The sequence below is a fragment of the Bacillus sp. LLTC93 genome (assembly GCF_002993125.1).
GTDB classification, from domain to species: Bacteria; Bacillota; Bacilli; order Bacillales; family Bacillaceae; genus Bacillus; species Bacillus zhangzhouensis.
On record NZ_PVME01000002.1, the window covers coordinates 180,620 to 205,020 of the forward strand.

At 41.7% G+C, this 24,401-nt stretch carries 26 protein-coding genes and 1 pseudogene; 8 read left to right on the forward strand and 19 right to left on the reverse strand.

Annotated features, from left to right (window positions below; genetic code table 11):
• Positions 1-17: 17 nt before the first annotated feature.
• The 3 genes from essB to C6W18_RS06215 all read right to left on the reverse strand — a co-directional run bounded on the left by essB (position 18) and on the right by C6W18_RS06215 (position 1,974).
• On the reverse strand, positions 18-1,331 hold the full coding sequence (gene essB / locus C6W18_RS06205; RefSeq protein ID WP_034317111.1) for a type VII secretion protein EssB: 1,314 nt from the start codon (positions 1,329-1,331) through the stop codon (positions 18-20).
• 14 nt (positions 1,332-1,345) lie between these two features.
• Entirely contained in the window at positions 1,346-1,585 is a 240-nt protein-coding gene (gene yukD / locus C6W18_RS06210) for an ESX secretion system protein YukD (RefSeq protein ID WP_003213579.1), read from the reverse strand.
• Positions 1,586-1,680: 95 nt separating this feature from the next.
• Positions 1,681-1,974 (reverse strand): WXG100 family type VII secretion target, encoded by a 294-nt coding sequence (locus tag C6W18_RS06215; protein WP_003213769.1) that lies wholly within the window; start codon positions 1,972-1,974, stop codon positions 1,681-1,683.
• 405 nt (positions 1,975-2,379) lie between these two features.
• Between C6W18_RS06215 and adeR the strand changes: the two genes are divergently transcribed.
• The 3 genes from adeR (at position 2,380) to C6W18_RS06230 (ending at position 5,568) form a co-directional block, all read left to right on the forward strand.
• Positions 2,380-3,609, forward strand: a complete 1,230-nt coding sequence (gene adeR, locus C6W18_RS06220) for a sporulation transcriptional activator AdeR (RefSeq protein ID WP_034317105.1) — start codon at positions 2,380-2,382, stop codon at positions 3,607-3,609.
• Positions 3,610-3,719: 110 nt separating this feature from the next.
• Positions 3,720-4,856: an alanine dehydrogenase gene (gene ald / locus C6W18_RS06225; protein ID WP_105926702.1), complete on the forward strand. Its 1,137-nt coding sequence runs from the start codon at positions 3,720-3,722 to the stop codon at positions 4,854-4,856.
• 115 nt (positions 4,857-4,971) lie between these two features.
• Positions 4,972-5,568: a biotin transporter BioY gene (locus C6W18_RS06230; RefSeq protein ID WP_105926703.1), complete on the forward strand. Its 597-nt coding sequence runs from the start codon at positions 4,972-4,974 to the stop codon at positions 5,566-5,568.
• A 333-nt stretch (positions 5,569-5,901) separates the two neighbouring features.
• Here the strand turns inward: C6W18_RS06230 and C6W18_RS06235 are convergent, their stop codons facing one another.
• Positions 5,902-7,230 carry a Na+/H+ antiporter family protein gene (locus C6W18_RS06235; RefSeq protein WP_105926705.1) on the reverse strand — a complete coding sequence of 443 codons (1,329 nt, stop codon included), beginning with the start codon at positions 7,228-7,230 and terminating at the stop codon, positions 5,902-5,904.
• 141 nt (positions 7,231-7,371) lie between these two features.
• Positions 7,372-8,862 (reverse strand): leucyl aminopeptidase, encoded by a 1,491-nt coding sequence (locus C6W18_RS06240; protein ID WP_105926707.1) that lies wholly within the window; start codon positions 8,860-8,862, stop codon positions 7,372-7,374.
• A 325-nt stretch (positions 8,863-9,187) separates the two neighbouring features.
• Between C6W18_RS06240 and C6W18_RS06245 the strand changes: the two genes are divergently transcribed.
• Positions 9,188-9,664 (forward strand): divergent PAP2 family protein, encoded by a 477-nt coding sequence (locus tag C6W18_RS06245; protein WP_034317092.1) that lies wholly within the window; start codon positions 9,188-9,190, stop codon positions 9,662-9,664.
• A gap of 40 nt (positions 9,665-9,704) precedes the next feature.
• Here the strand turns inward: C6W18_RS06245 and C6W18_RS06250 are convergent, their stop codons facing one another.
• The 4 genes from C6W18_RS06250 to C6W18_RS06260 form a co-directional block, all read right to left on the reverse strand.
• Entirely contained in the window at positions 9,705-10,349 is a 645-nt protein-coding gene (locus tag C6W18_RS06250; RefSeq protein ID WP_105926709.1) for a 3D domain-containing protein, read from the reverse strand.
• Between the two features lie 99 nt (positions 10,350-10,448).
• Positions 10,449-10,769 carry a YuiB family protein gene (locus C6W18_RS06255; protein ID WP_034317087.1) on the reverse strand — a complete coding sequence of 107 codons (321 nt, stop codon included), beginning with the start codon at positions 10,767-10,769 and terminating at the stop codon, positions 10,449-10,451.
• An 81-nt stretch (positions 10,770-10,850) separates the two neighbouring features.
• The gene (locus C6W18_RS20010; protein ID WP_160171266.1) at positions 10,851-10,976 is read right to left on the reverse strand and encodes a YuiA family protein; all 126 of its coding nucleotides are present in this window, start codon (positions 10,974-10,976) and stop codon (positions 10,851-10,853) included.
• A gap of 135 nt (positions 10,977-11,111) precedes the next feature.
• Positions 11,112-12,329, reverse strand: coding sequence for an NAD(P)/FAD-dependent oxidoreductase (locus C6W18_RS06260; protein ID WP_189318068.1), 1,218 nt, complete (start codon positions 12,327-12,329; stop codon positions 11,112-11,114).
• Positions 12,330-12,719: 390 nt separating this feature from the next.
• Here C6W18_RS06260 and yumC point away from each other — a divergent pair, with 390 nt between their 5' ends.
• Positions 12,720-13,718 carry a ferredoxin--NADP reductase 2 gene (gene yumC / locus C6W18_RS06265; protein WP_079920600.1) on the forward strand — a complete coding sequence of 333 codons (999 nt, stop codon included), beginning with the start codon at positions 12,720-12,722 and terminating at the stop codon, positions 13,716-13,718.
• 46 nt (positions 13,719-13,764) lie between these two features.
• Here the strand turns inward: yumC and C6W18_RS06270 are convergent, their stop codons facing one another.
• The gene (locus tag C6W18_RS06270; RefSeq protein ID WP_024425965.1) at positions 13,765-13,971 is read right to left on the reverse strand and encodes a hypothetical protein; all 207 of its coding nucleotides are present in this window, start codon (positions 13,969-13,971) and stop codon (positions 13,765-13,767) included.
• A 206-nt stretch (positions 13,972-14,177) separates the two neighbouring features.
• On the opposite strand from C6W18_RS06270, the gene C6W18_RS06275 reads away from it, so the two are divergent.
• Entirely contained in the window at positions 14,178-14,591 is a 414-nt protein-coding gene (locus C6W18_RS06275; RefSeq protein WP_105926713.1) for a hypothetical protein, read from the forward strand.
• Between the two features lie 136 nt (positions 14,592-14,727).
• On the opposite strand, the gene erpA is transcribed toward C6W18_RS06275, so the two are convergent.
• From erpA to C6W18_RS06290, 3 genes are all read right to left on the reverse strand, one after another.
• Positions 14,728-15,090 carry an iron-sulfur cluster insertion protein ErpA gene (gene erpA / locus C6W18_RS06280; RefSeq protein WP_034317079.1) on the reverse strand — a complete coding sequence of 121 codons (363 nt, stop codon included), beginning with the start codon at positions 15,088-15,090 and terminating at the stop codon, positions 14,728-14,730.
• Between the two features lie 73 nt (positions 15,091-15,163).
• Entirely contained in the window at positions 15,164-16,018 is an 855-nt protein-coding gene (dapF, locus tag C6W18_RS06285; protein ID WP_105926715.1) for a diaminopimelate epimerase, read from the reverse strand.
• Positions 16,019-16,288: 270 nt separating this feature from the next.
• Positions 16,289-16,525, reverse strand: a complete 237-nt coding sequence (locus C6W18_RS06290; protein ID WP_008346813.1) for a YuzB family protein — start codon at positions 16,523-16,525, stop codon at positions 16,289-16,291.
• A gap of 255 nt (positions 16,526-16,780) precedes the next feature.
• Between C6W18_RS06290 and C6W18_RS06295 the strand changes: the two genes are divergently transcribed.
• Entirely contained in the window at positions 16,781-17,848 is a 1,068-nt protein-coding gene (locus tag C6W18_RS06295; RefSeq protein WP_105926717.1) for an NAD(P)/FAD-dependent oxidoreductase, read from the forward strand.
• 50 nt (positions 17,849-17,898) lie between these two features.
• Here C6W18_RS06295 and C6W18_RS06300 read toward each other — a convergent pair whose 3' ends face one another.
• Together C6W18_RS06300 and C6W18_RS06305 are read right to left on the reverse strand one after the other, a co-directional pair.
• Positions 17,899-18,129, reverse strand: coding sequence for a WYL domain-containing protein (locus C6W18_RS06300; protein ID WP_034317072.1), 231 nt, complete (start codon positions 18,127-18,129; stop codon positions 17,899-17,901).
• 100 nt (positions 18,130-18,229) lie between these two features.
• Positions 18,230-18,559, reverse strand: coding sequence for a YuzD family protein (locus C6W18_RS06305; RefSeq protein ID WP_105926718.1), 330 nt, complete (start codon positions 18,557-18,559; stop codon positions 18,230-18,232).
• A 121-nt stretch (positions 18,560-18,680) separates the two neighbouring features.
• Here C6W18_RS06305 and C6W18_RS06310 point away from each other — a divergent pair.
• Positions 18,681-18,980 (forward strand): annotated as a pseudogene (locus C6W18_RS06310) (NifU family protein).
• A 45-nt stretch (positions 18,981-19,025) separates the two neighbouring features.
• Here the strand turns inward: C6W18_RS06310 and C6W18_RS06315 are convergent.
• The 4 genes from C6W18_RS06315 to C6W18_RS06330 all read right to left on the reverse strand — a co-directional run bounded on the left by C6W18_RS06315 (position 19,026) and on the right by C6W18_RS06330 (position 24,388).
• Positions 19,026-20,996, reverse strand: coding sequence for a S9 family peptidase (locus C6W18_RS06315; RefSeq protein WP_105926720.1), 1,971 nt, complete (start codon positions 20,994-20,996; stop codon positions 19,026-19,028).
• A 112-nt stretch (positions 20,997-21,108) separates the two neighbouring features.
• Positions 21,109-22,029 carry a homoserine kinase gene (thrB, locus tag C6W18_RS06320; RefSeq protein ID WP_105926722.1) on the reverse strand — a complete coding sequence of 307 codons (921 nt, stop codon included), beginning with the start codon at positions 22,027-22,029 and terminating at the stop codon, positions 21,109-21,111.
• Positions 22,026-23,087 carry a threonine synthase gene (gene thrC / locus C6W18_RS06325; RefSeq protein ID WP_105926724.1) on the reverse strand — a complete coding sequence of 354 codons (1,062 nt, stop codon included), beginning with the start codon at positions 23,085-23,087 and terminating at the stop codon, positions 22,026-22,028. Before thrC ends, thrB begins: the two co-directional genes overlap by 4 nt.
• A complete protein-coding gene (locus C6W18_RS06330; RefSeq protein ID WP_034317058.1) occupies positions 23,087-24,388 on the reverse strand; it encodes a homoserine dehydrogenase in 1,302 nt (433 codons plus the stop codon). Before C6W18_RS06330 ends, thrC begins: the two co-directional genes overlap by 1 nt.
• Positions 24,389-24,401 lie beyond the last annotated feature (13 nt).

Sequence of the window (24,401 nt, forward strand, 5' to 3'; positions counted from 1 at the left end):
CAGTTGTATCGAAAGAATTATTTTTTCTCATCTTTTTTTGTCTGAGAGGATTTCTTTTTCGAATCAGATTCTTTCTCTTTTTTCTCCTGATCGGCTTTTGATTGCTCTTTTTGTTCAGTTGTTTCATCTGTTTGGCTTGCGCCTGAGGAGTCATTGGTGCTTGTCTCCGTTGTTTCTTTTTCTTCATATTTCGCCATTTCCTTAATGATTGGATCTAGCTGTTTTTGTTTTTCTTCAGCAGAGAGACGATCATCATTTTGGATTTCATTTCGATAGGCAACGAGTGCAGTGAAAATGTATCGATCGTCCCCAAGTACCCGTGCAATATCAAGTGCTTCCTTGCTATTGCCTTGTCCAATGTGAATCCAGAAAAGGAAGTATTGTGGATCAGTCTGCAATGTGTACGTATCCGTGATTTCTTTTTTGTGCTGATCAAGTAACAGGCTGCCTTGGTTCGTTTGCACATACGAAATGGCCAGTTCATATTGAAGAGAGACTGGCATTTGATTAGCTGGATATCTTTCTAACGTATCCACCACTTGGCTATACTGTTTGTTGAGATAATATTTGTTTGCCTCGACATACGCTTCTTGTTTCGGCATCGCGAAAAAGAAGGTGTAAATGGTATATACCAATGCCGGAATCAAAAGGACAAGTAGCCCCAATCCAATGTATCGTTCGATCTTCCATTTCTTTTTAGGAATGGTTAATAGCGTTTTTTCTTTCGTTTCAAGCGCTTCGATCTTTTGCTGAATAAGGGTGGACAATTCTTCTAGCGACTGCGTTTCACTGATTTCCTTTGCCACCTCAGATAATTTCAACGTATCATGATAAGCCAAATATTCCTGAAACTGATACTCATGGTCAACCACTCGAAGAATGACGGCTTTGACCTCTTTTAACAGGCGATGCTCATCGGTTTCATATGGCGGGATGCTTTCTTTGACACCGTAATGCAAAAATGCAGGAGCTAAGCCTTGATGAAAAACAATGTTTTCAGGAGAAACAATAGGATGCAGCCGCTTCACGTCGTGTTTGCAAACTGCATCGACAAGCTGGTATGAAAAAATCCATTTGCTTTTTTCATCCTTTGCATGGATGAAACGAAATTCCTGATAGGCAGGAGGCGGTTCAATTGAGATCATGACCTCACCTTCGGTTAATTGAATGTCTTTTTTAAATGAAGGGTTGATGTCTTTGATCGGTGCCGCTTCTAAACCGTCTAAGAGTTTAATTGTCTCTCTTTGAAAAATGAAGGTGTAGGTGCCTTCCTCTTTTTTCATGACTGCTTCTAATTGTTCTTCTAAATAGGAACTCTTTTTATCTGCCATTTACAAAAGTCCTTTCATAGTATTTCCAGCCTGTCCCCTGTGGTGATCCCACAGTCTGACAGCTTATATTCGCCTGAAAACACAGCTTTCTTATTGACTACACGTACCCATCCACCTTCTCGCTTAGGAAGTGAGATTTGTTTTGCCTGCCAGGCGATATGGATGACTTGCTTAATATGTAAATAATTTGATAGTCTCAAATCAAACACACTGCCATCGTAATTTTTTAAGTCGATGGTAATATCGATATACACAAATTTCCACCTCACAAAATAGAAAGAGCGCCGGCATCAATTGACAGACTCGGCGCTTTTTCTGCTTTTCACACTTAGAAAGGAAATCACTTTGATTAGCCGCGGATTTGGCTTGCGATGTCTTGGTCAGTGCTTTCAAGTGTATTTGCAGTTTGATCAAGCTGATTGCTGACATCTGTTAATAGATCAGACATTTTGATGAATGAAGGCTTTAGCTGTTCGTATTGATCAGCAAATGCTTCACTAGAAGCACCTTCCCACATTCCTTTTAAATCAGAGATCATTCTATTTAGACGATCAACTTGGTTTAACACTTCTTGACTTTCAACACCATATTGCTTAGCGGTCGCTCTTAGTTCTTCTGGGGTTACGCGAATAATTCCTGACATATTCCTCATTACCTCCCGTGCATAGCCGCCATATAATGGGCTAATCCACTTATTTTTTGACGTTATTATTATAAAAACAGAAATGATACACAGTCAAACAAATCTGTTTTTATTTTACAAAATGAGTCTATGGAATTACTGTTTTTTCGCTTTTTATCTAGTATTTAACATTTTTTTGGTCATATATTCTTAATAAGTACGCACATGCCCCAATGAATCTTTTCACCTATTGATTTTTTACTACATTATTATTGTACTATTTCTTTTCGGTATCCATTTATGACCAAATCACTCAGATCTATCGCTTTCTGTTTTTTTAAGTTTATGACATTTTTTTATTGATTTACGTACCTCATTCTCTTCATAATGTAAGTACGTGAAATATTCGAAAAAGCAGGGGTTTTTATGACAAAAAAGACAGATCCGTTTAAGTATAGTCTTGATCGTTTAGAGGATGTGGCAGACCAAATTAGTGATGTGCTCAATTGCCCTATTACTATAGAAGATACTCATCATCGATTATTGGCATATAGCACACACAATGATTTCACTGATCCCGCCAGAACTTCAACCATTATCTCCCGCCGTGTACCGGAAAAAGTCATTAATCGGCTTTGGAAGGACGGCATCATTCCTACACTCCTTAAAACAGATGAACCGCTTCGTGTACCTCAAATTGCAGAAGTGGGTTTATCTAGCAGGGTCGCTATTTCGATATGGAAAGACAAAGAGGTGCTCGGATTTATCTGGGCCATTGAATCCACGCAGCCTTTTTCAGAAGAAGAAATGGACCTTCTCAAAATGGCAGCAAACGCCGTTAAAAACAAATTACTCAATTTACAAATTCGAAAAACGAAAACAGAAGTACGCAATCAAGAGCTTTTTTGGAAGATGCTCACAGGCCATATTCATGAAAAGGATGAGATGCTTGACCTATTTTTGAGACTTGGCATGAGATGTCCAGACACGTACGCCATTATCATCTTTCGCCTTCGTGACGAACTCACAGAGGAGACGGAAAAAAAGCTGTCCTATCTGCTTGAAACAACGCAGCAAGTGCAGGTACTATTAACGACTGTTGATTTTCACGAATTCATTATTCTTGTCTCGCCAAAAACAGAGCATCCGCTGCAAGATATTAAACAATTCACAAGCGGCATGCTAAAGCAGCTGTCTGACCGCTATCATATCCATCACGTTCAGGCGGCGATTGGCGGAATTTACGATCATATCTCTCAGATTCAGCCATCCTATAAAGAAGCACTGGCTGTATTAAAAACAAAAGAACGCTTTCCTGTTGAAACGGAACGTTTAAACAGTTTTTCTGAACTCGGCATCTATCAATATTTAGATGTGCTTGCTGAAAAGCGAAAGGGCTCGTCTTACTCCAGTTACTCTTTATCGAAGCTAGAGGATTACGACCTAAGGCATCATTCCAACCTAGTCGAAACCCTTGAACGGTTTATTGATTGTGACAGCAATGCCAATATCGCCGCAAAGCAATTAAACATTCATATCAATACATTGAATTACAGACTAAAGCGGATTACAGACATTGCAGAAATTGATTTAAAAAACATGAATGAGAAAATGACCATTTATCTTGATATGAAGCTAAAAAACGTCCGTTTGTGAAATTTCACAAAGAGGCGTTTTTTTATTTTTTATTTCAACCGAAGAATTTTCTAAACTTTCAGGATACACTAGACATACAATATCAATAGATAAGCATAGGAGGAATAAACATGATCATCGGCATTCCGAAAGAAATTAAGAACAATGAAAACCGAGTGGCATTAACACCAGGAGCAGCTTCTCAATTGCTTTCAGCTGGACACCAGATTTTAATTGAAACAAACGCTGGTTCTGGAAGCGGATTCACTGATGACGATTATGTATCTGTTGGTGCAGAGATTCTTGATCAAGCGAAAGATGTGTGGGCATCTTCTGATATGATTATGAAGGTAAAAGAACCATTACCTGAGGAATATCCATATTTCAGAGAAGGACTCATCTTATTTACGTACCTGCATCTTGCCGCAGAGCCCTCCTTGGCTGAAGCATTGAAACAAAAAGGTGTCACAGCCATTGCTTATGAAACGGTAACGGACGGAAAATCACTTCCCCTGTTAACCCCTATGTCTGAAGTGGCAGGTAGAATGGCCGCTCAAATCGGTGCACAATTTTTAGAAAAGCCAAAAGGCGGGAAAGGTATTTTGCTCGCAGGCGTGCCAGGGGTATCAAGAGGGAAGGTCACTATTATAGGCGGCGGTGTTGTTGGAACAAATGCAGCAAAAATGGCCATCGGACTTGGCGCAGATGTGACACTCATTGATGTAAACGCGGAACGATTACGTCAGCTGGAAGATCAGTTTGGTCATCAAATGAAAACGTTAATGTCCAATCCTGTCAACATTGCAGATTCAGTTAGTGAGGCAGACCTTCTCATTTGTGCCGTTCTGATCCCAGGTGCCAAAGCACCGACGCTTGTGACAGAAGAAATGGTGAAGCAAATGAAGCCTGGTTCCGTCATAGTAGACGTAGCGATTGACCAAGGCGGCATTGTCGAAACAATAGATCATATCACAACACATGATCAGCCTACTTATGAAAAACACGGTATTTTACATTATGCAGTCGCCAATATGCCTGGAGCAGTTCCACGGACATCGACTGTGGCTTTAACGAATGTAACCGTTCCATACGCACTGCAAATTGCTAATAAAGGCGCTGCAAAAGCCATTCAAGAAAACAAAGCCATCGCAGAAGGTGTCAATGTTATGAACGGACATATCACATATGAAGCCGTCGCTCGTGATCTCAGCTATGATTATGTGCCTGTTCATCAAGCGATCGATGCGTCTTCTATGACAGAAGCTTAATACAGACCCGCCCTTTTGATGGGCGGGTTTTATTGTTAACCAATAACGAAAACAGGTTGACAAATACTCCTCATCCCCTTAATCTATTTGTACAGATAAGACAGGGGGAAACATCATGCAACAGAAAACAAGAACCGCTGATTTTGTGCTAGTCGGAATGTTTGCTGCACTCATGGCTATTGGAGCCAATATCACATCCATTGTGCCGTTTTTGCAGGTCGGCGGAATTCCACTCACAATGCAGCCATTTTTTTGTATACTTGCTGGTCTTTTGCTCGGCAGACGGCTTGGCGCATTGGCTATGATTGTATATGCCTTGGTCGGAATTGCTGGTGCACCTGTATTCGCACAGTTCTCAGCGGGCTTTGGGGTCATTTTAGGCAAAAGCGGTGGTTTTGTATTATCGTATATTCCTGCTGCCTGGCTAGCTGGATTCATTTTAGAGAAAAGAAAACACCCTGGCTTTGGCCATTTTTTGCTTGCAGCCATTGCTGGAACGACCGTAATATATGTGATCGGGACGACTTATACGTACCTTGCGTTAAATGTGTGGCTGAATGTACCGATTTCCTATCAAACCACGTGGTTCTTCATGATTTGGTTTATGGTGAAAGATTACGCTTTTACCATTTTACTTGCGATGCTGGCACCTAAAATTTATCGCTCTGTTTCAAAAGCCACATCCTTTCGAAAACAACAAGCTGCGTCATAAATATGAAAAAAGATTCCTCATTATCGAGGAACGTACGATTGTAGAAAGCTGAATTTGTTTCTTATATTTATTTAATCAAAGAAAAAGAGCCTGTCTTGGTTTGAAGTGACCCCCTAAACTTAGACACGGGTTTTTTATGAGACAGCTTTCGAGGCATGGGTTCGATATTGTATCGGACTCATGCCTTTTAGTTTTACTTTTGTCCTATTTTTTATTGACATTCGAACAGCGGAAAATCAGATTGCTTCACAGACATCTGATAAATAGAGAGAAACAGCACAAAACAAAAAAGCTTATAGAAAAAAACATTGTTTTCTCTACAAGCTTTTTATGTTAAAGGATGATAGCTGCCAGCCAGCCGAACAGAACAAGCGGGATATTATAATAGATAAAAGTCGGGACACATGTACCCCAAATGTGGTGATGCTGTCCATCTATATTCAAACCAGATGTCGGTCCAAGCGTACTGTCACTTGCTGGAGAACCTGCATCCCCAACAGCCGCAGCTGAACCAATAATTGCAATGGTCGCCATTGGACTAAACCCTAGGTGTAAACAAAGTGGAACAAAGATGGTCGTAATAATCGGAATCGTTGCAAATGATGATCCAATCCCCATTGTCACAAGCAGACCCACAAGCAGCATTAAAATTGCCGCAAGGCTCTGGCTGTTGCCGATAAATTGTGAAGATGCTTTAACAAGCGTTTCAATGTCTCCTGTTTTGGTTAAAACGTTGGCAAATCCAGCCGCAACAAGCATGACAAAACCGATAAATGCCATCATGTTCATTCCAGATGTAATCAGTTGATCTGCTTCATCGCGTTTCATCATTCCGGTCACAAACAAGACAAGCAGTCCTGCAAGTGCACCGAAGATCATACCTTCCACGCCAAGGCTTTGAGACAGATAAAGCTGGACAATCAATGACACGAGGATGGCAAGACCAGCAAAGAATAGACTTTTTTTCGTATACGCTGATTTCTCTACATCTGTAATATCGCGATCCTCATATATTTTTGGCTTACGATACACGAAAAGAGAGACGATCAATCCTAGCACCATACCCCCAACAGGGATCAGCATTGCATATGGAATATCTGCTAAATTCACAGCTAGACCTGCATCCTTCATATTGTCACGGAGCATTCCGTGGAAAATCTGTCCAAAACCGACTGGAAGTAAAATATATGGTGCAGTGAGTCCGAAGGTCATGACACATGCTAGCAGTCTGCGGTCAATTTGAAGCTCGTTAAACACCTTTAATAATGGCGGGATTAAGACCGGAATAAAGGCAATGTGAACAGGAACGACGTTTTGTGAAAAACAGGATACGATCAAAATGACAAGAATGATGAGCACTTTTGATAATGTTTTTCTTCTTGAGTCTCCTTCTTTTCCTAGAAGCTTCACTGCTCCTTCAACCATGGCATCTGGAAGACCCGTTTTCGTCAGCGCCGCAGCAAAGGCCCCTAAAAGCGCATAACTAATCGCAACTGTCGCATTTCCACCGAGCCCGTCAGTAAAGGCTTCAACTGTTCCTCCAAGACCTAATCCACCTGCAAGCCCACCCGCTAAAGCGCCAAGTGCCAGCGCAATAACCACATTGACTCGCAGTAAGCTTAATATCAACATTAAAACAACCGCTAAAACAACTGCATTCATGGTGAAACCCCCGAAATCCTTTAGTTTACTAATGTAGTAGATAATTAAAGTACCAACGTATGTTACCACAGAAAAAATACTTCGTCAAATGGCGTATGTCCTACATAAAAAAAGCCCCGCCAGCTGGCAGAGCCCTAACCTTTATTTCTTTGCTTCGAATCGTTCCACAAATGTCGCCAATGATCTCACCATCACGCCTGTTGCCCCTGTTGGTCCAAAGCATGAAGGTTTTTCTGTTGTCGCTGTACCTGCAATATCTAAGTGAACCCAAGGGGTGTCCTCAGCGAATTCACCAATGAAAGCACCTGCCATGATCGCATGACCATCTCGACCTGGAGAGTTATTGAGATCAGCCATTTTGCTGTTTCGTACTCGTTTTTTATCTTTTTCAGTGATCGGCAGCTGCCAAATCATTTCACCGCATTCTTCTGATGCTTCTTTAAACTGGGCGTACAGTTCATTGTTATTGGTCATGACACCTGTTGTCTCATTTCCAAGCGCCACAATGACCCCGCCTGTTAATGTTGCAACGTCTACAAGAACAGAGGCACCATGCTGCTTCGCATATGTCACACCGTCTGCTAAAACAAGACGTCCTTCTGCATCCGTATTGAGCACTTCGATTGTTTTACCGCTCAGTGACACAATTACATCATCCGGCTTCATTGCGTCTGCCGAGATCATATTATCTGTTGAGGCAATGACAGCAATCACATTTTGCTCTGGGCGAAGCTCGCCGATGATTTCCATCGCGCCTAAAACAGAGGCTGAGCCGCCCATATCTGTTTTCATCCCCACCATACTTGCTCTTGGCTTTAATGAATATCCACCTGTATCATACGTGATGCCTTTACCGACGAGGCCGATGACATCTGTCCATTCTTCCTTGCCTTGATATTTCAACACAATGAGCTTTGGTGGTTCTGTTGAGCCTCTATTGACGGCTAAAATACCGCCCATCCCAAGCTCTTCCATTTGCTCTTTATCTAAGATTTCAATCTCAAATTCGTACTTGTAAGCAAGCTCTGCCGCATAGGAAGCAAGGTCAGAGGACGTGAGCATGTTCGGCGGCATATTCACAAGTGTACGAGCCGAATTGACCGATTGTCCGTAGACTTCGCCCACTTTCAGACTAGCCTGAATTTCAACGGTGTCATGATCCGTCGTTGCATAAACAAATTCGATAAATCGATCCGGTTCATTCGTTTTATGTTTAAAATCTTGTAATTCATATGTAGCTAAGAGGCAGCTTTCAGAAAGGGCATGGGCTGCATCATGAGCAGACAGATCCTTTCCTATAAACGTATCCAGCAAGATCGAAACCGATTGCTTTTTATCTTGATGAAGCTTTTTAAATAAATGCGCAAAGGCTTCTTTTGCCTCTTCAAATGTGTAATCTGATTCCTTCCCAAGCCCGACAAAATAAATGCGTTTGATGCCTGTTTCAGGGGATGGGAAAAATTTCGAAAGCTGATTTCTTTTTGATGAAATATCACCTTCTTTTAATAATTCGGTGATTCTTCCTTCAAGTAATTCATCCATTTCTTTTGCTTTTCCTGATAATTGGCTCTTTTGAAAAAGTCCGATGGCCAGTGTATCTTTATGTTGCAATTCATTTGTCGAGAAAAACATATTTATCACACGCTCCTTCAATGAACTCCATTTTTACATTGGAACTTCTATTATATCAAAATTTGCGTGCCTATACGATCATTGCCAGTCTGTCTTCATTTCATGAACATTTATATTTTCACACGCGGAAGGGCATCATGAAAAAGTGGTGCCCTTCCTAGCAGCCTGTCCATGTTCTCCTCGTTCCACATCTACTTTCTTTAATGTTATAATGAACATGGACTTGGCAACATTTATTACTGCTATTATTTTTTTCATCTTACTAGGGTAAACAGTCAATCATTTCGCACGATATTTTTTCTTACAGAGAGGATGTTTCTTGTTCATGAGCGTACTGACGAATTTCCCGCTGCTTGCCAGCCTTGCAGCCATCTTATTTGCACAATTTGTAAAAGTACCCATTCAATTTATTTTTTCTAGACGACTTGATTGGTCGCTCATTACAAGCACAGGCGGAATGCCAAGTTCACACTCCGCAGCCGTAACAGCTCTCTCAACAGCAGTGGCTTTAGAGCACGGGTTAGGAACATCTATTTTTGCCATTTCCGCCATCTTTGCCATTATTACGATGTTTGATGCGACAGGTGTTCGCAGACAGGCAGGAGAACAGGCCACTGTTCTCAACAAACTGGTGACAGATTTTAACCATTTTGTTGCCGAAGCAAAGAATTTCCCAAGTGCGGAAGAAAAAGAGAAACAAAAGAAATTGAAAGAGCTTCTTGGGCATAAGCCGATTGAAGTCTTCTTCGGCGGCTTAACAGGAATCTTGCTGACACTCCTCTTAGATTATTACTTCATGTAAAAACGAAAAAGCTTTGGACCTCAAATGGCCCAAAGCTTTTTCATTCTTTATTGGCTTGAAACTGCTGACGGAAAACTTGCATCGATTCCGCTTCATTCAGCTGATTTAACTCTTTTTCCGTTAAAGTCCCTTCGCCCTTTTTGATAATATAGACATCCAGCACTTTTTTACCCCATTCTCTATACACATCGTCAACGGTTTCATAGTATAAATCAAGCTTATGACCTTTAATGGCTTTACCGGTATCTGCGACCACACCATAGCCATAGTTTGGGATAAACAGCACGGTTCCAATTGGAAAGACAGCTGGGTCTGCTGCCACTGTTGAATATAAATCACGTTTCACTTTGACGCCTGAATATGTAATGCCATATGCATGATGTTCCTTTGTTTTACCTGTTGATTCCACACCTGCTGTATAGCCTGTGGCAACGACCTTTTGCTTCGGATATTCATTCCAATTAAACGCTTCTTCGAGAGAAGCAGCTCGCAAGTCATCGCTTTTGACCACCATCGTTTGTCTTTTTTGTTGTTGAAAAAAAGAAGATACTTGCTTGCCGGCATCGGTCTCTTTCACCCATGCAGCGAGATCACTTGGTTCTACTCCAGATATGCCCGTAAAGCTTGTCATCAATGCAAGCACGAAAAGGGCTGTCATGAACAAGCGTTTCATCCATGTTTTCATCTTTATTTGTCACTCCTCTACCCATCTATTTGTTTCCAAACGAAATGGAAACTATGCAAAGGAGAAACAAAAAAACCCACTTGCGTGTAAACAAGTGAGTTAAAACATTTGATATCCTCTTTTTCGAAGTGCATTGATGACAAAACCTGATGCAATCGCACCAATTAAGCCGCTTAATAAAATGATGATATCTGCCACAGCAAGTGAGACGATGCGGTCTCCTATCCCTGAAAAAGCGATACCTGGCTCTCTTACATATGTCACCATCTTTTGATTATTGATAATGAAAAGGCATACAATTGGATATAAAATTGCCATAATCCATGACATTCTTAGCAGCATATTCAGCAAAAAGCCAATGCCAAAAAATAACACGAAAAATAAAATAACTGAAATGATAACGACTGGTAAACTGATCACTTCATCTCCACCCCCAAATATCCCATCATTAGTTTAACTTGGAAATAGAGATGAAGTCAATCAATGGAAAAAGCAGATAGATTAATGCTGCTTTCCTGTCCCTTTACATTCCTCACATGTTTCAGAGCCGCCAAGCAGTAGCTGAAAATATCCTTTTCCTGAACAATATTGACAGGCTGACGTCTTTTCTTTTGTTTGTGCCTTCATATGGCTCACTCCTTAGTCTAAATTTTCTGATAATTTATCATAACACATTTTTCTGTCCAGTACCAAGTGAGAAAATATTCCGTATTTCATAAAAAAACGTGTATCACGAGGATACACGTTTTCGTCTATTACGGTTTAGAAGAACTTGAATTTTCCTTTTTTCAGAACAAGTCCTGGTCCGCCAACCATGAATAAAGAACGGTTGTCGATGATTTTCTTCATTGCAGAAGCTTTTGTCCCTTGAAGTTTTTTACCAAACGCAACACCTACAGCGTCGTGTTCACCAAGAGAAGCAACTGTTCCTTTGATGTCTGGCTTAAAGCTTTCAAGAGATCCACCTTTTACTAGTGCTGCAAGGTTTTTCGCTACTGTTTCACCTTGCTGCATTGCAATTTGTGCTGTTGGTGGGTATGGACGGTTGATTTCTTCGTTGATGATCAATGAACAGTCACCAATGATGAATACATCATCATTTTCTGGTACACGAAGATCTGGAGAAACTTTTACGCGACCACGCATGTTTTCAAATCCAGCTGCTTCAACGATTGGGTTACCGCGTACACCTGCAGCCCAAACAACAGTTTCAGCTTTGATTTCTTCCGTATCATCGTCTTTTCCAACAATGATGCCTTCAGGCGTACATTCTTTGATCGCTGTACCGATTTTGAACTCAACACCTTTACCTTGAAGGTAGTTCATCGCATAGTCGATCAATTCAGGATCGAATCCTGGAAGAGCTGTTGGCGCAGCTTCTACACAGATAATACGCACGTCTTTTTGATCAATATCATACTCTTTGCACAGCTCAGGCACACGGTTTCCAAGCTCACCAAGGAACTCAATACCTGTGAAGCCTGCACCGCCGACAACGATTGTCAAACGCTCTGGGCGTTTTTCAGCTTCAGTATTATACGTCGCAAATTGAAGCTCAATGTGCTCACGAAGCTGACGAGCAGAGTTGATGTTAGAGATGGAGAATGCATATTCTTTCAGTCCTGCGATGCCAAATGTTTCAGGAACAGCACCAAGTGCGACAACAAGGTAGTCATAAGAAAGTTCGCCATCTGATGTCACAACTTTCTTCGCTTCCTTATCAATGCTTTCAACTGTTGCTTGTACAAAGTTGACACGGGAACTGTTAATCACATCTTTGATTTGATAACGACAGCGATCATGATGAAGTGTACCTGCACTTGCTTCATGTAGCCATGTTGTTTCGTAATGATAATTATGCTTGTTCACAAGAGTAATGTCCGCATCATTTGTGCCAAGCTGTTTTGTTAATCTTGTTACAGTCATTAATCCGCCATAACCTGCACCTAATACAACGATTTTCGGTTTATTCACTGGAATCACATCCACCTTTTTTAAATTTGCTGTAAAACGGATAAAGAATTACATATCGTTATTCTCAACCGCTTTGCGGCATTTTATGAAATTTAAACAAAAAATAAGTATGTGAAAATCTGAACTTTCACCTACAAAAAACGAAAGCATTTGACCGTATCCGACAAAAATTCATAAAAAATTAATATTTAGTTCCCTTAACAATAATAGCGAGTTCTGCTCCTTTTTTCAAGGCTTTAAACTGAAAATCCTTATGATAAACGGTCTTTCTCACTTTTTCCTCGTATTCAGAGCACCGGCATCAAAAAACGACAAGTTTTTCAAAACAAGTCAAACGGTCATATGTGGTATGATATGATATAGTGATAACAATTTTCATTTGGGAGGATTACAGGAATGCAAGAAGATTCTAAGGTATATGACATTACCGTTATCGGGGGCGGCCCAGTTGGATTGTTTACTGCGTTTTACGGAGGCATGAGACAGGCAAGTGTGAAAATCATTGAAAGCCTTCCTCAGCTCGGCGGTCAACTATCCGCTCTTTACCCTGAAAAATATATTTATGATGTGGCTGGTTTCCCAAAAATCCGCGCACAAGAATTAGTTGATAATTTAAAGGAACAAATGGATAAATTTGATCAAACCATTTGCTTAGAACAAGCAGTTGAAACGGTTGAAAAACAGGCAGACGGTATTTTTAAACTTGTCACAAATCAAGAGGTTCATTATTCTAAGACGATCATCATTACAGCTGGTAACGGTGCATTCCAACCGAGAAAGCTTGAACTAAGTGCAGCAGAATCATTTGAAGGAAGCAACCTGCATTACTTCATTAATGACTTGAACCAATTTGCTGGCAGACGTGTCGCTGTGCTTGGTGGTGGAGACTCTGCGGTGGACTGGGCACTGATGCTTGAGCCAATTGCAAAAGAAGTATCCATTATTCACCGCCGTGATAAATTCCGCGCACATGAGCACAGTGTAGAGAACCTGCACAACTCGAAAGTCAATGTGCTGACACCATTTGTGCCTACTGAGCTCATTGGTGAAGACCGCATTGAACAGATCGTGCTCGAAGAAGTCAAAGGAGACAAAAAACAAGTGCTTGATGTGGACGATGTGATCGTCAACTTCGGTTTTGTTTCTTCCCTTGGACCAATTAAACAATGGGGCCTTGAAATCGAAAAGAACTCCATCGTGGTCAAATCCACAATGGAAACGAACATTGAAGGCTTCTATGCAGCAGGAGACATCTGTACGTATGAAGGAAAAGTCAAATTGATTGCAAGCGGATTTGGTGAAGCACCAACTGCTGTCAACAATGCGAAAGCCTACATGGACCCGAAAGCCCGTGTACAGCCTCTTCATTCCACAAGCTTATTTGAAAACAAATAAGGACGGATCAAAAAAAGGAGTTCCACTCGCGGAACTCCTTTTTCGTTTATTTAAAAATCCCAATATAGGCATTCGCCATCCCAAGTACCATTGCAGCAAGCAGCACCACAACAATCCCTGCCACAACCAAAATCACCCGATCCTTCACACGTTCCTTTTTCGGAAGCGGCTTCTCAATCCCGCAAGATGGACACGTTTTGGAACGATACGGAATCAGTTCATGACAGTTCCTGCAATTGATTTGTTCACTCAAACCTCAGCAACCTCTTTTCTGACTACAGTTTATGTTTGGTTCTCATGATACTCTTTTCGAGTGGAAATAGCCAGTTGTTCGGGCAAGCTGTAACAAAATTGAGCGATTTACGAAGTAATCTTGAGGCGAATAAATCAATGAAGGTTTCATTTGCTGAACCGATATATAAGAAGTGAGGAAGATCATGATGAAAGATAGGTGGAAAGATGTTTAAGCGTTTAATGATCAGTTTTAGCTTGTTACTCATCATTGGTGGCTCGGTTGAACTGTTTGCAAAAGAATTTAACAAACGCGATGCTGAATTCGCAGCAGGGTTGAATATTGACTTTGACAATCTAGAGACTTTTTTAAAACATGTTTCCACTTCGATTGTAGATTCCGGTTTGAGTGATCAACAAATTAAACACATACATACCGAAGTTAAGAAAATGAAAAAAGACAATGAAACGAAAGAAATTGGTACATTTGAAGTGATGTATCGCCGAGAACCAGTAAAGATTCGAGTTGAGGCTGAAGTCCACGTGGAAGATGTCAATAAAGAAGTGGTGATCTATTTGTCTAGTACACAGGAGTTGGTTTATATCCTTGATAAAGAACTTTTAAAAACAGAAGAAGAATGATGGAGAAAGAGGCGCTGGATGAGTGTCTTTTTTTCTTTACCCCGTCTTTCTCAATCAGACAAAAAAGCCTTCTCGATCGTTTTATTTAACAAAAAAACGAAAAAGAAGGCTTATCTTTTTATTCAAGATCACATGATTAACACTCTTCCGGCGAACCGGTATTCGTGGCTGTTCTGAAAGAAGAACCACATCCACATGACGCAATGGCGTTCGGATTGTCGATGGTGAAACCGCCGCCCATTAGTGATTGTTTGAAATCAATGATGGTGCCGTTCATGATATCAAGGCTTTCGGAGTCGACAAGGACCTTTATGCCGTGCTGTTCAAACTGCGTGTCTTTCTCTGAGACTTCATGGTCAAAACCCATTCCGTATGAAAGACCGCTGCAGCCGCCGCCTTTTACGCCCACTCGCAGGAACGCATTTTCTTCTTCGTGTTCTTTCATCATATCTTTAATCTGCAATGCAGCAGCTTCTGTAATCGTTACTGGTGTACTCACGATCATCCCTCCTTTTGACTGGATGTTTCTTTTCAATTATAAACGTGATGATGCCTTTTCTCAAATAAATGGTTTAGATATAGAATATGCCGTCACAAATTGTTTCAGCAGGTCCTGTCATCAGCACATGGTCATTGTCTTTCCAGCGAATGATAAGGTCTCCGCCAGCTAGATGAACGGTCATGTCCGTTTCTTTTTTCGCATGTCCATTCACAATCGTTGATACAGCCGCAGCACATGCTCCTGTTCCGCACGCTTGCGTAATCCCTGATCCTCTTTCCCACACGCGAAAATGCAGTTCCGTTTCACTGACGCGTTCAACAAATTCTACATTGACGCCTTCTGGGAACATGTCATGCTTTTCAATGATTGGTCCAAGTGTATCGAGCGGAGCTTTCTCAATGTCCTCTAAATAGAAAACGATGTGCGGGTTACCCATTGAAACAGCCGTTCCATTTAAAGTCGCCGTGCCAAAATCAAGTGCCTCATTGATGGTTGTGCTGGCCGGTTCACCAAGCATCGGCATCGCTTCTTTTTCGAAACGTGGTTTTCCCATATCTACTGTGACTAACTGAACGTGATCATCTTTGATATGGACAGTAGCTTCAACGAGTCCTGACAATGTCTCAATCTGGAACGTCGTGTCTGTCATAATTTGATGCTCATACACATATTTTGCGACGCAGCGCAGCCCGTTACCACAGTTTTTCCCCTCTGATCCATCATTATTGAAAATGCGCATTTTCACAGCTGCAACATCTGATGGGCAAATGAGAATCATCCCGTCTGAACCGATTCCTGTATAAACAGAAGACACGCGGATCGCTATCTCTGATAGCTGCTCTTCTGGAAGCTGTTCCTTCATCTGATTGACATATATATAATTATTTCCTAATCCGTGCATTTTCGTGAATTGAAATGATGTCATGAGCGTCCTCCAAAAATGTTGTTTCTTTATAGTATAAAAGGAGTCGATTCAGGAGACAATCTTATCATCCCCCGTTTTTCATACATAGAAGCTCTTTGCTGCCATGGCAAAGGGCTTTTATTATGCATATGCCTCTTTTTCTCTCGTGTGATGCTTCATTTTGATGATATTTTATTAGCATAACATATTGAATGCGCTTTCTATTCATTCTCCTTAAAAATGGAAGCGGGAAGTGTGAAAAAAATGCACCTCATGACCCATGCGGTGCATTTAAAACATGTCATTTTCCTCTATAAAAGCATAAATACGCTCAACTAGCTGCTCTGCATTTTCTCCTGAAACAAATTCTCCATTTACAAGCGCAAATGGGGAGTCCATACATTTGCCGCAGTAGCTTAAACAGCCGTATTCCATAACGTCTAGGTTTGGGTCTTTTTCAAGCTTCTCTTTTGCTTCTTGAGACCCTTGTGCAAGATTACTTACACAAAATTCGATCAATGGAAACACTGTGCTTCACCTCACATCGCCTTTACATCCTACCGAAATTCCTTCTATTAGTCAAAACATGAGCTTCTTCTACAACGTTACGCCTATTCCTCGTAAAATGTTTTACTATTTAGGACTAACTGATGAATATGTAGGTTATTTTGAAACAATTATTGTGGTTTCACAGTAAATTCGATATAATTTTATTTGGTATTTTAACTTAAAGTTTTTTAGTATAAGTGTTTTTCAATGTCTAGGGGGAAAAGGAGAATCGTCATGAAAAATTTAGTCTTGATCGGCGGAGGTTACGGGAATATGCGGGTTCTCCACCGCTTATTGCCAAATCAATTACCTGATGATGTTACTATCACATTAATTGATCGAAATCCTTACCACTGTTTAAAAACAGAATATTATGCACTTGCTGCTGGAACGATCTCTGATCATCACATTCGAGTATCTTTTCCAGAGCATCCGAAGCTGGATATTCAATACGGGGAAGTAGAAAAAATTGATATTGAAAACAAACAGATCTTATTCAGCGACCGTGAACCCATTCCATATGATGACACGGTCATTGGACTTGGCTGTGAGGACAAGTACCATAATGTCCCTGGTGCAAAAGAACATACATACAGCATTCAAACCATTGATCAATCAAGGCATACGTATAACAAATTAAACAATTTGAGTGCAGGCGCAACAGTTGGCATTGTCGGGGCTGGACTTAGCGGGGTAGAGCTAGCCAGTGAATTGCGAGAAAGCCGCACCGATTTAAACATTATTCTTTTTGACCGTGGAGAACTGATTCTATCAAGCTTCCCAAAAAGATTAAGTTTATATGTGCAGAAATGGTTTGAAGAAAATGATGTACAGATCATTAACTGCGCCAATATAACGAAGGTTGAAGAAGGCGTTGTTTACAACCATGACGACGCGATTGAAGCAGAAGTCATTGTGTGGACAGCAGGCATTCAGCCAAGCAAAGTGATAAGAGACATGGATGTTGAAAAAGACGCACAAGGCCGCGTCGTATTAACTCCTCATCACAATCTCCCTGGAGATGAGCATGTATATGTCGTGGGTGATTGCGCAAGTCTACCGCATGCCCCAAGTGCACAGCTTGCCGAGGCGCAGGCAGAACAAATTGTCCAAACTCTACAAAAACGCTGGAAAAACGAGCCGCTTCCTGAAGCTTATCCTCAGTTTAAGCTAAAAGGGGTACTAGGCTCTTTAGGGAAAAAAGCCGGCTTTGGCTTAGTTGCGGATCGTCCACTTGTTGGCCGTGTGCCAAGACTCCTAAAATCTGGACTTCTTTGGATGTACAAGCATCACAATGGCTAAACTCATGTGAATTTTTTCTCAAAGCTCCTTCCTGACGAAGGAGCTTTTTTCTATGAAACGGCATGTGCCGATGGATTGGTCAATTTGATCGGAGCAAGGGCAAGGATGCAGTCTTTACGAAAAGTTCTCATTGTCTTCTTCGATAAACAATACGCTTGGATGAGCTGTTCCGATTGACGGTGTACTATAATTTTTCTCTTTGTGCACTCTCCGTTTTTCTTCATATAAATCATATCAATCGGTATTTGCTGATGAAGAGATTGTTTCAGTAAATAATTCATGATGCTCACGCTCCTTTTATTCCATTATATACGAACAAACGTTCTTTTTCAACACAAAAAGGAACGCATGTTCTATCTGTTTTCTCAAAAAAAGAACAGCTTATTCACTGCTCTCTTTGTACCCGTATTTCTCCATTTCTTGATAAATGTCTTTTAATTTTGGATTGCCCTCTCCAACAATTTGATCCTCCACTAGGACAAGTGGATAAAAGAATTCATCATCAAGAATTCGTTCAGACAATTCCTTTTGGCATTCGTTTTCTGGCGGGTGCTCAATATCAATATATGTGATGCGAAACGGCTGATTCGGATATTTTCGTTTTAACGCTGCATCTAACCACTCAAATGTATCTTTTGAAGAAGGCAGATTCACGCAGCTAGCGCACAGTACATCTCTTCCATATACATAAAGATCAACGGTTTGGTTCATTTGACAAGCCCCCTATTCTTCCTTTATTTTAGCTGAACTTTCTGTATGAAAAAAGTCAAAATCACTTTTTGTTTCAAGATGAGATTGTGCTATAATGAGAAGGAAACTTTGAAACCAATCAATAGATTTTTATCGTCCAGATGAATATAATGGTGATATGTTGTGAAAGGAGCGATTGTATCTAATGACTGAAGTCGAAATGAAAGACCAAGTACAGGAAGTACTAGACAAACTTCGTCCATTTCTATTACGTGATGGTGGAGACTGTGAGCTTGTAGACATTGAAGATGGTATTGTCAAATTACGTCTTCTTGGTGCATGCGGCAGCTGCCCAAGTTCAACCATTACATTGAAAGCCGGTATTGAGCGCGCATTATTAGAAGAAGTGCCTGGCGTTGTAGAAGTTGAACAGGTTTTCTAATTCATATATGACATGAAAACGACCCGATTTGGGTCGTTTTTTTCATTAGGATAACTTTTCTCTAAACCATTCTTGAATAAAGGTCAGTCTTTGAATACGCTGCCCCGGATGACCGCTTCTTGATAAATCATGTGATGCTTTCGGGAATTTGACCAGCCTTGTGTCTTTTCCAAGCTCCTTCAATGCCACAAAAAGCTGCTCTGCTTGATCGACTGGGCAGCGATAATCTTCATCGCTGTGCAAGATGAGAAGCGGCGTGTTCACCTGTTTCACATACTTGAGCGGCGAACGATCCCATAGCTTATCAACCGAATCATAAATATCCCCATCAATCTGCCACCTTGTAAAGAAATAGCCAATATCACTGATGCCATAAAAACTAATCCAGTTCGAGATGGACCGCTGTGTGATGGCTGCACGAAAGCGGTCTGACTGTCCGACAATCCAGTTGGTCATAAAACCACCATAGCTCCCGCCTGTCACTCCAAGCCTCATTTCATCAATGAAATCATAGGCTTCCAGCACATGATCAACAGCCAGCATGACATCCTCATAATCAACGTCACCATAGCTTCCTCTCACACGATCGGTAAACATCTGTCCGTACCCATGACTGCCATGAGGATTGACGTACACAATCGCATAGCCTTCAGAGGCGAGCATTTGAAATTCATGAAAATACGTGTGACCATACATCGCATGCGGTCCGCCATGAATTTCTAGAATGAGGGGATATTTCTTCCCATCTTCCATCTGAGAAGGCTTCATGAACCACCCATGTACATCGTCGCCCTCTTTCGACTGAAACGAAAATGGCTCCGGTACTGATAGGACATGCTCCTTAAGAAAGGCGTCATGCTCGAACGTGATTTGCTTTAGTAATGATTCCCCTAATGTCAGCTCATACAACTCACTTGGTGAAACGGGTGACAGCCGGCTAAGCAGCAATTTTGATTCATCAGGATGAAGGCTGAAGTTCGTGATATGTTCTGCCTCTAGTCGAACAGGATAGGCTAAACCTTCAATGGAGAAATAATAAATCCCTGTACTTCCTTGATCAGAGACAAGCGCATAAAACCCCTGACTATCTTTTGTCCATTGGGGAAGCTGATTGGCTTCACCCATGACACTATCCCCTGCCATACAGTTGCCCACATACATATCGAGCATTTCTGATAGCTGAACGGTCTTTTCTTCCTTCAGATCATACAGCCATAATGACGGGAACGTTGCATTTTGAAATTCGCGCTCATGTCCAATGTATAACAGGCTTTCTCCGTTTGGAGAAAATGATACGGTGGAATAAGCGCCTGTTGATTGTGTGATTTTCTTGGACGTACCATCCTCTAATGAGAGAAGACATACATCACTTATGTAAAACGTCTGAGGATTTGATTGAATATAGGCAAGCCACTTCCCGCACGGAGATACTACATGATTCACATGATGATGCTGCTCACTCGTGACAGGCTCTACCTCTCCTGAACGGACATCCACTTGCACGATTTGCGTTAAACGCCCATCTAAAAAGCCTCTTCCATCTGCTTTATACGTCAAATCATCATATACCGCCGGAGCAAAGTCATCTCGCTCCTCCTTTTTTTCATCATGAACAGATTCTGATTGTTTTAATGACACAGCCGCATAAATGAAAGATCCATCTGGAGAAAATACAGGATGAGATACCCCATATGGAATATTCGTTAAGGTACGCACGCCTCCTCCTTGACTCTGGATGAGAGCGAGCTGAGGGACTTCCTTTGGCTTCTGCAAAATAAACGCAAGCTGCTTTCCATCTTTTGACCAAGCTGGCTGATGATGCTTACCATCCTCAAATGTCCATTGAAACAGCTCCTCTGTTTCTTCTTCTCGAACCCATAAATGGATATTGTAATCATCCTTTTTCTCATTCACAGTGACTTTTGTAAAGACCGTCCTTTTTCCATCTGGCGAATAGACCGGATGAGAAACAGAAACAATCTTCGTTAAATCTTCAGCAGTTATCAATTTCTTCATGAATGTATCTCCCCCTTATGTATAAAAAATAGTTCGATCCTCTAAATAATAATCCCTGCTTCTGCCCTTAAAAACAAGTATAAAAAAAGAACGTGCGTATTCACCGCACGTTCTACACTTGATTGACAGAATGATGTTCGACAACGACGCCTTCTACTGGCACCGTCAGCACATCTACTTCGCAATGCGGGAAGTTTTGGGCAAGCTGCTCTTTCAGCGCGTCTCCCTTCCCTTTTTCAACGATGGTAAGGATTGTCGGCCCAGCACCGCTTAATGCAGTTCCATACGCTCCTTTTAGTGAAGCGACATGCTCCACCTTCGACAGCTCTGGGACAAGCATGGTGCGATAAGGCTGATGAAACAAATCTTTATTCATCATTTCCCCTACAAGTGGCCAGTTCTGCGTCATTAAGGCGGCGACAAGGACGTTACTCACAGCACTCGCACTGACGGCATGCTTATAGGAAAGATCCTCTGGCAGGACATCACGGGCATCCTTTGTCAACACTTCATAAAAAGGAATAACGACCACTACATCTATATCCACATGCTGCACTTTGACGGCATGTGTCTTCTCTTCTTCATGAAGGCCGATTAGTAAACCACCAAATAGCGAAGCACCAGCATTATCTGGATGACCTTCTACCTCACTTGCAAAAAAGAGCTTCTGATCATCTGACATATTCAATTCAAGCAGCTGATTGGCAAGCTCAATGGCGGCCACGATAGCGGCAGCACTGCTGCCTAGCCCCCTAGCCAATGGAATATCACTCCACACTTTGACATGAACAGGCGGGAGTGTTTTTCCAAAGTCATCTGCGACCTTTTTGGCTGTTTGATAAATCAGGTTATCGGTGCCTGATGGAATACCAGACACGACATCTGTTTCTGCTTCAAACAGCCAGCTATCATAGTCATAGACCGATAGCTTTAAATAGCGGCTGAGCGCCATTCCGACTGAATCAAAGCCTGGTCCTAAGTTGGCAGTGCTTCCCGGTACTGTGATTGAAAAAAGCATGGAGGCTTCACTCATACGCGTGCGGCCTTTTCTAAATGTTCGAGAATTAGATCTTCATCTGCATCGAGTGTGACCGGTTTGATGTGTGAAATATCAATGGCCGTATTCGGATCTTTCAGCCCGTTGCCTGTTAATACAGCGACGACTTTACTGCCTGGCTTGATTTCTCCAGATTTCACCTGCTTGAGTACGCCCGCAATGGATGCACATGAGCCTGGCTCTGCAAACACCCCTTCTTCACGTGCAATCAATTGATACGCATGAAGAATTTCCTCGTCTGTCACTTCATCAATTTTTCCATTTGATTCATCGGCAGCTGCCACAGCTTGCTTCCAGCTCGCTGGATTTCCGATACGAATGGCTGTTGCTACTGTTTCTGGTTGCTCAATTACTTCATTTCGAACGATCGCTGCTGCACCTTCTGCTTCAAAACCGCGCATAACAGGCAGACCAGTTCCTTTTTGCTGATGATATTCCTTGAAGCCTTTCCAGTAGGCTGTGATATTCCCTGCATTTCCAACAGGAATCGCCAATACATCTGGCGCAGAGCCTAGCTGCTCACAGATTTCAAATGCCGCTGTCTTTTGTCCTTCAATTCGGTAAGGATTGACAGAGTTTACGAGTGCAATCGGCGCTTTTTCACAGATGCTGCGAACAATTTTAAGCGCATCATCAAAGTTGCCGTCAATGGCAATGATCTCTGCTCCGTACATCACAGCCTGTGCGAGCTTACCGAAGGCAATTTTCCCATCTGGAATGATGACAATACATTTCATATCAGCGCGAGCTGCATAAGCCGCAGCCGCTGCTGAAGTATTTCCTGTCGATGCACACATGATCGTATCATTGCCTTCTTCTTTTGCCTTTGCGACGGCCATGACCATTCCTCGATCTTTAAAAGAGCCCGTTGGATTGACACCCTCTGTTTTCACATGCAGCTCAATTCCCAGCTTTTCAGAAAGCTTGGCGAGGTGGATCAGCGGTGTATTCCCCTCATTTAATGTTAGTTTGGGTGTATGTTCGTTTACTGGTAAGAATTCTTGGAATTCTTCAATGAGTCCATTCCACTTCATCAGCTTAAACCGTTCCCTTCTACTCGGTACGTGCTCTTCACTTGAACCACCACGTCGAGATCGTTTAATTTTTGCAGGATATTAGAGAAATCTTCTTCTGAAGTCTGATGTGTAATAATCACAATTTCAGCCAGCTCATCTTGCCCTTTCACAGGAAGCTGAAGGATTTTTTCAAAGCTGATGCCTCTTTCAGAAAAAATAGATGTAATCCGGGAGAATGCCCCGACTTGATCTCTGACATGAATTCTTAAGAATTGCTGAGCAAAGACTTCCGATGATGATTTGATTTTCTTCTCAAATTGCGCTGCGATAAATCGGCTTCCATTCACGCCAAGACGCATGTTTTTCATCACTGCGACTAAGTCAGAAACCACAGCTGTTGCCGTTGGCAGACTTCCTGCTCCAGGTCCGTAAAACATCGTTTCTCCCACAGCACTTCCGTAGACATACACAGCATTGAATTCATTGTTGACGGATGATAGCGGATGATGATCAGGGAGTAAGGTTGGCTGTACACTGACCTCCACTTTCTCTCCGTCTCTTTGGGCAATACCGATCAGCTTCATTGTATAGCCAAATCGTTTGCTAAAATTAATGTCCTCATCAGAGATGTCAGAGATGCCTTTGACCTTCACATCTTCTAAATCAACATTCATCGAAAAGCCGAGTCTTGCAAGAATGGCCATTTTTCTTGCCGCATCCAGTCCTTCTACATCAGCTGTTGGATCTGCTTCTGCAAAGCCGAGATCTTGCGCTTCTTTTAATACATCTTCATATGCGCTTTTATTGACATTCATTTTCGTTAAAATAAAATTCGTTGTGCCGTTCACGATGCCCATCATCTTTGTGATTCGGTCAGAGGCTAATCCTTCCTCCAGTGTACGCAGAATCGGAATCCCTCCAGCGACACTTGCTTCATAATAAAGATCACAGCCATTTTCTTTCGCAACATGTAAAAGCTCCGTTCCATAAAGCGCCATTAAGTCTTTATTGGCTGTAATGACATGTTTCTTCTCGTTTAACGCATCTATTAAATATTGTTTTGTATCTTCAATGCCGCCCATCACTTCAATAATGACGTCGACCTCTGGATCTTTAATCACATCGTACACTTCAGTTGTGAAGACTTCTCTTGCTACATCCACATCTCTTTTTTTATCGGGATTGCTCACAAGCACTTTTTGTATTAATACCGGACAGCCGATTTGGTGCATTAATTTATCCTGATGATCTTGGATAATCTTAACGACACCGCTCCCCACTGTTCCTAATCCTAGTAGTCCAACTCGAATTGCCTTCACCTGAAATTCCACC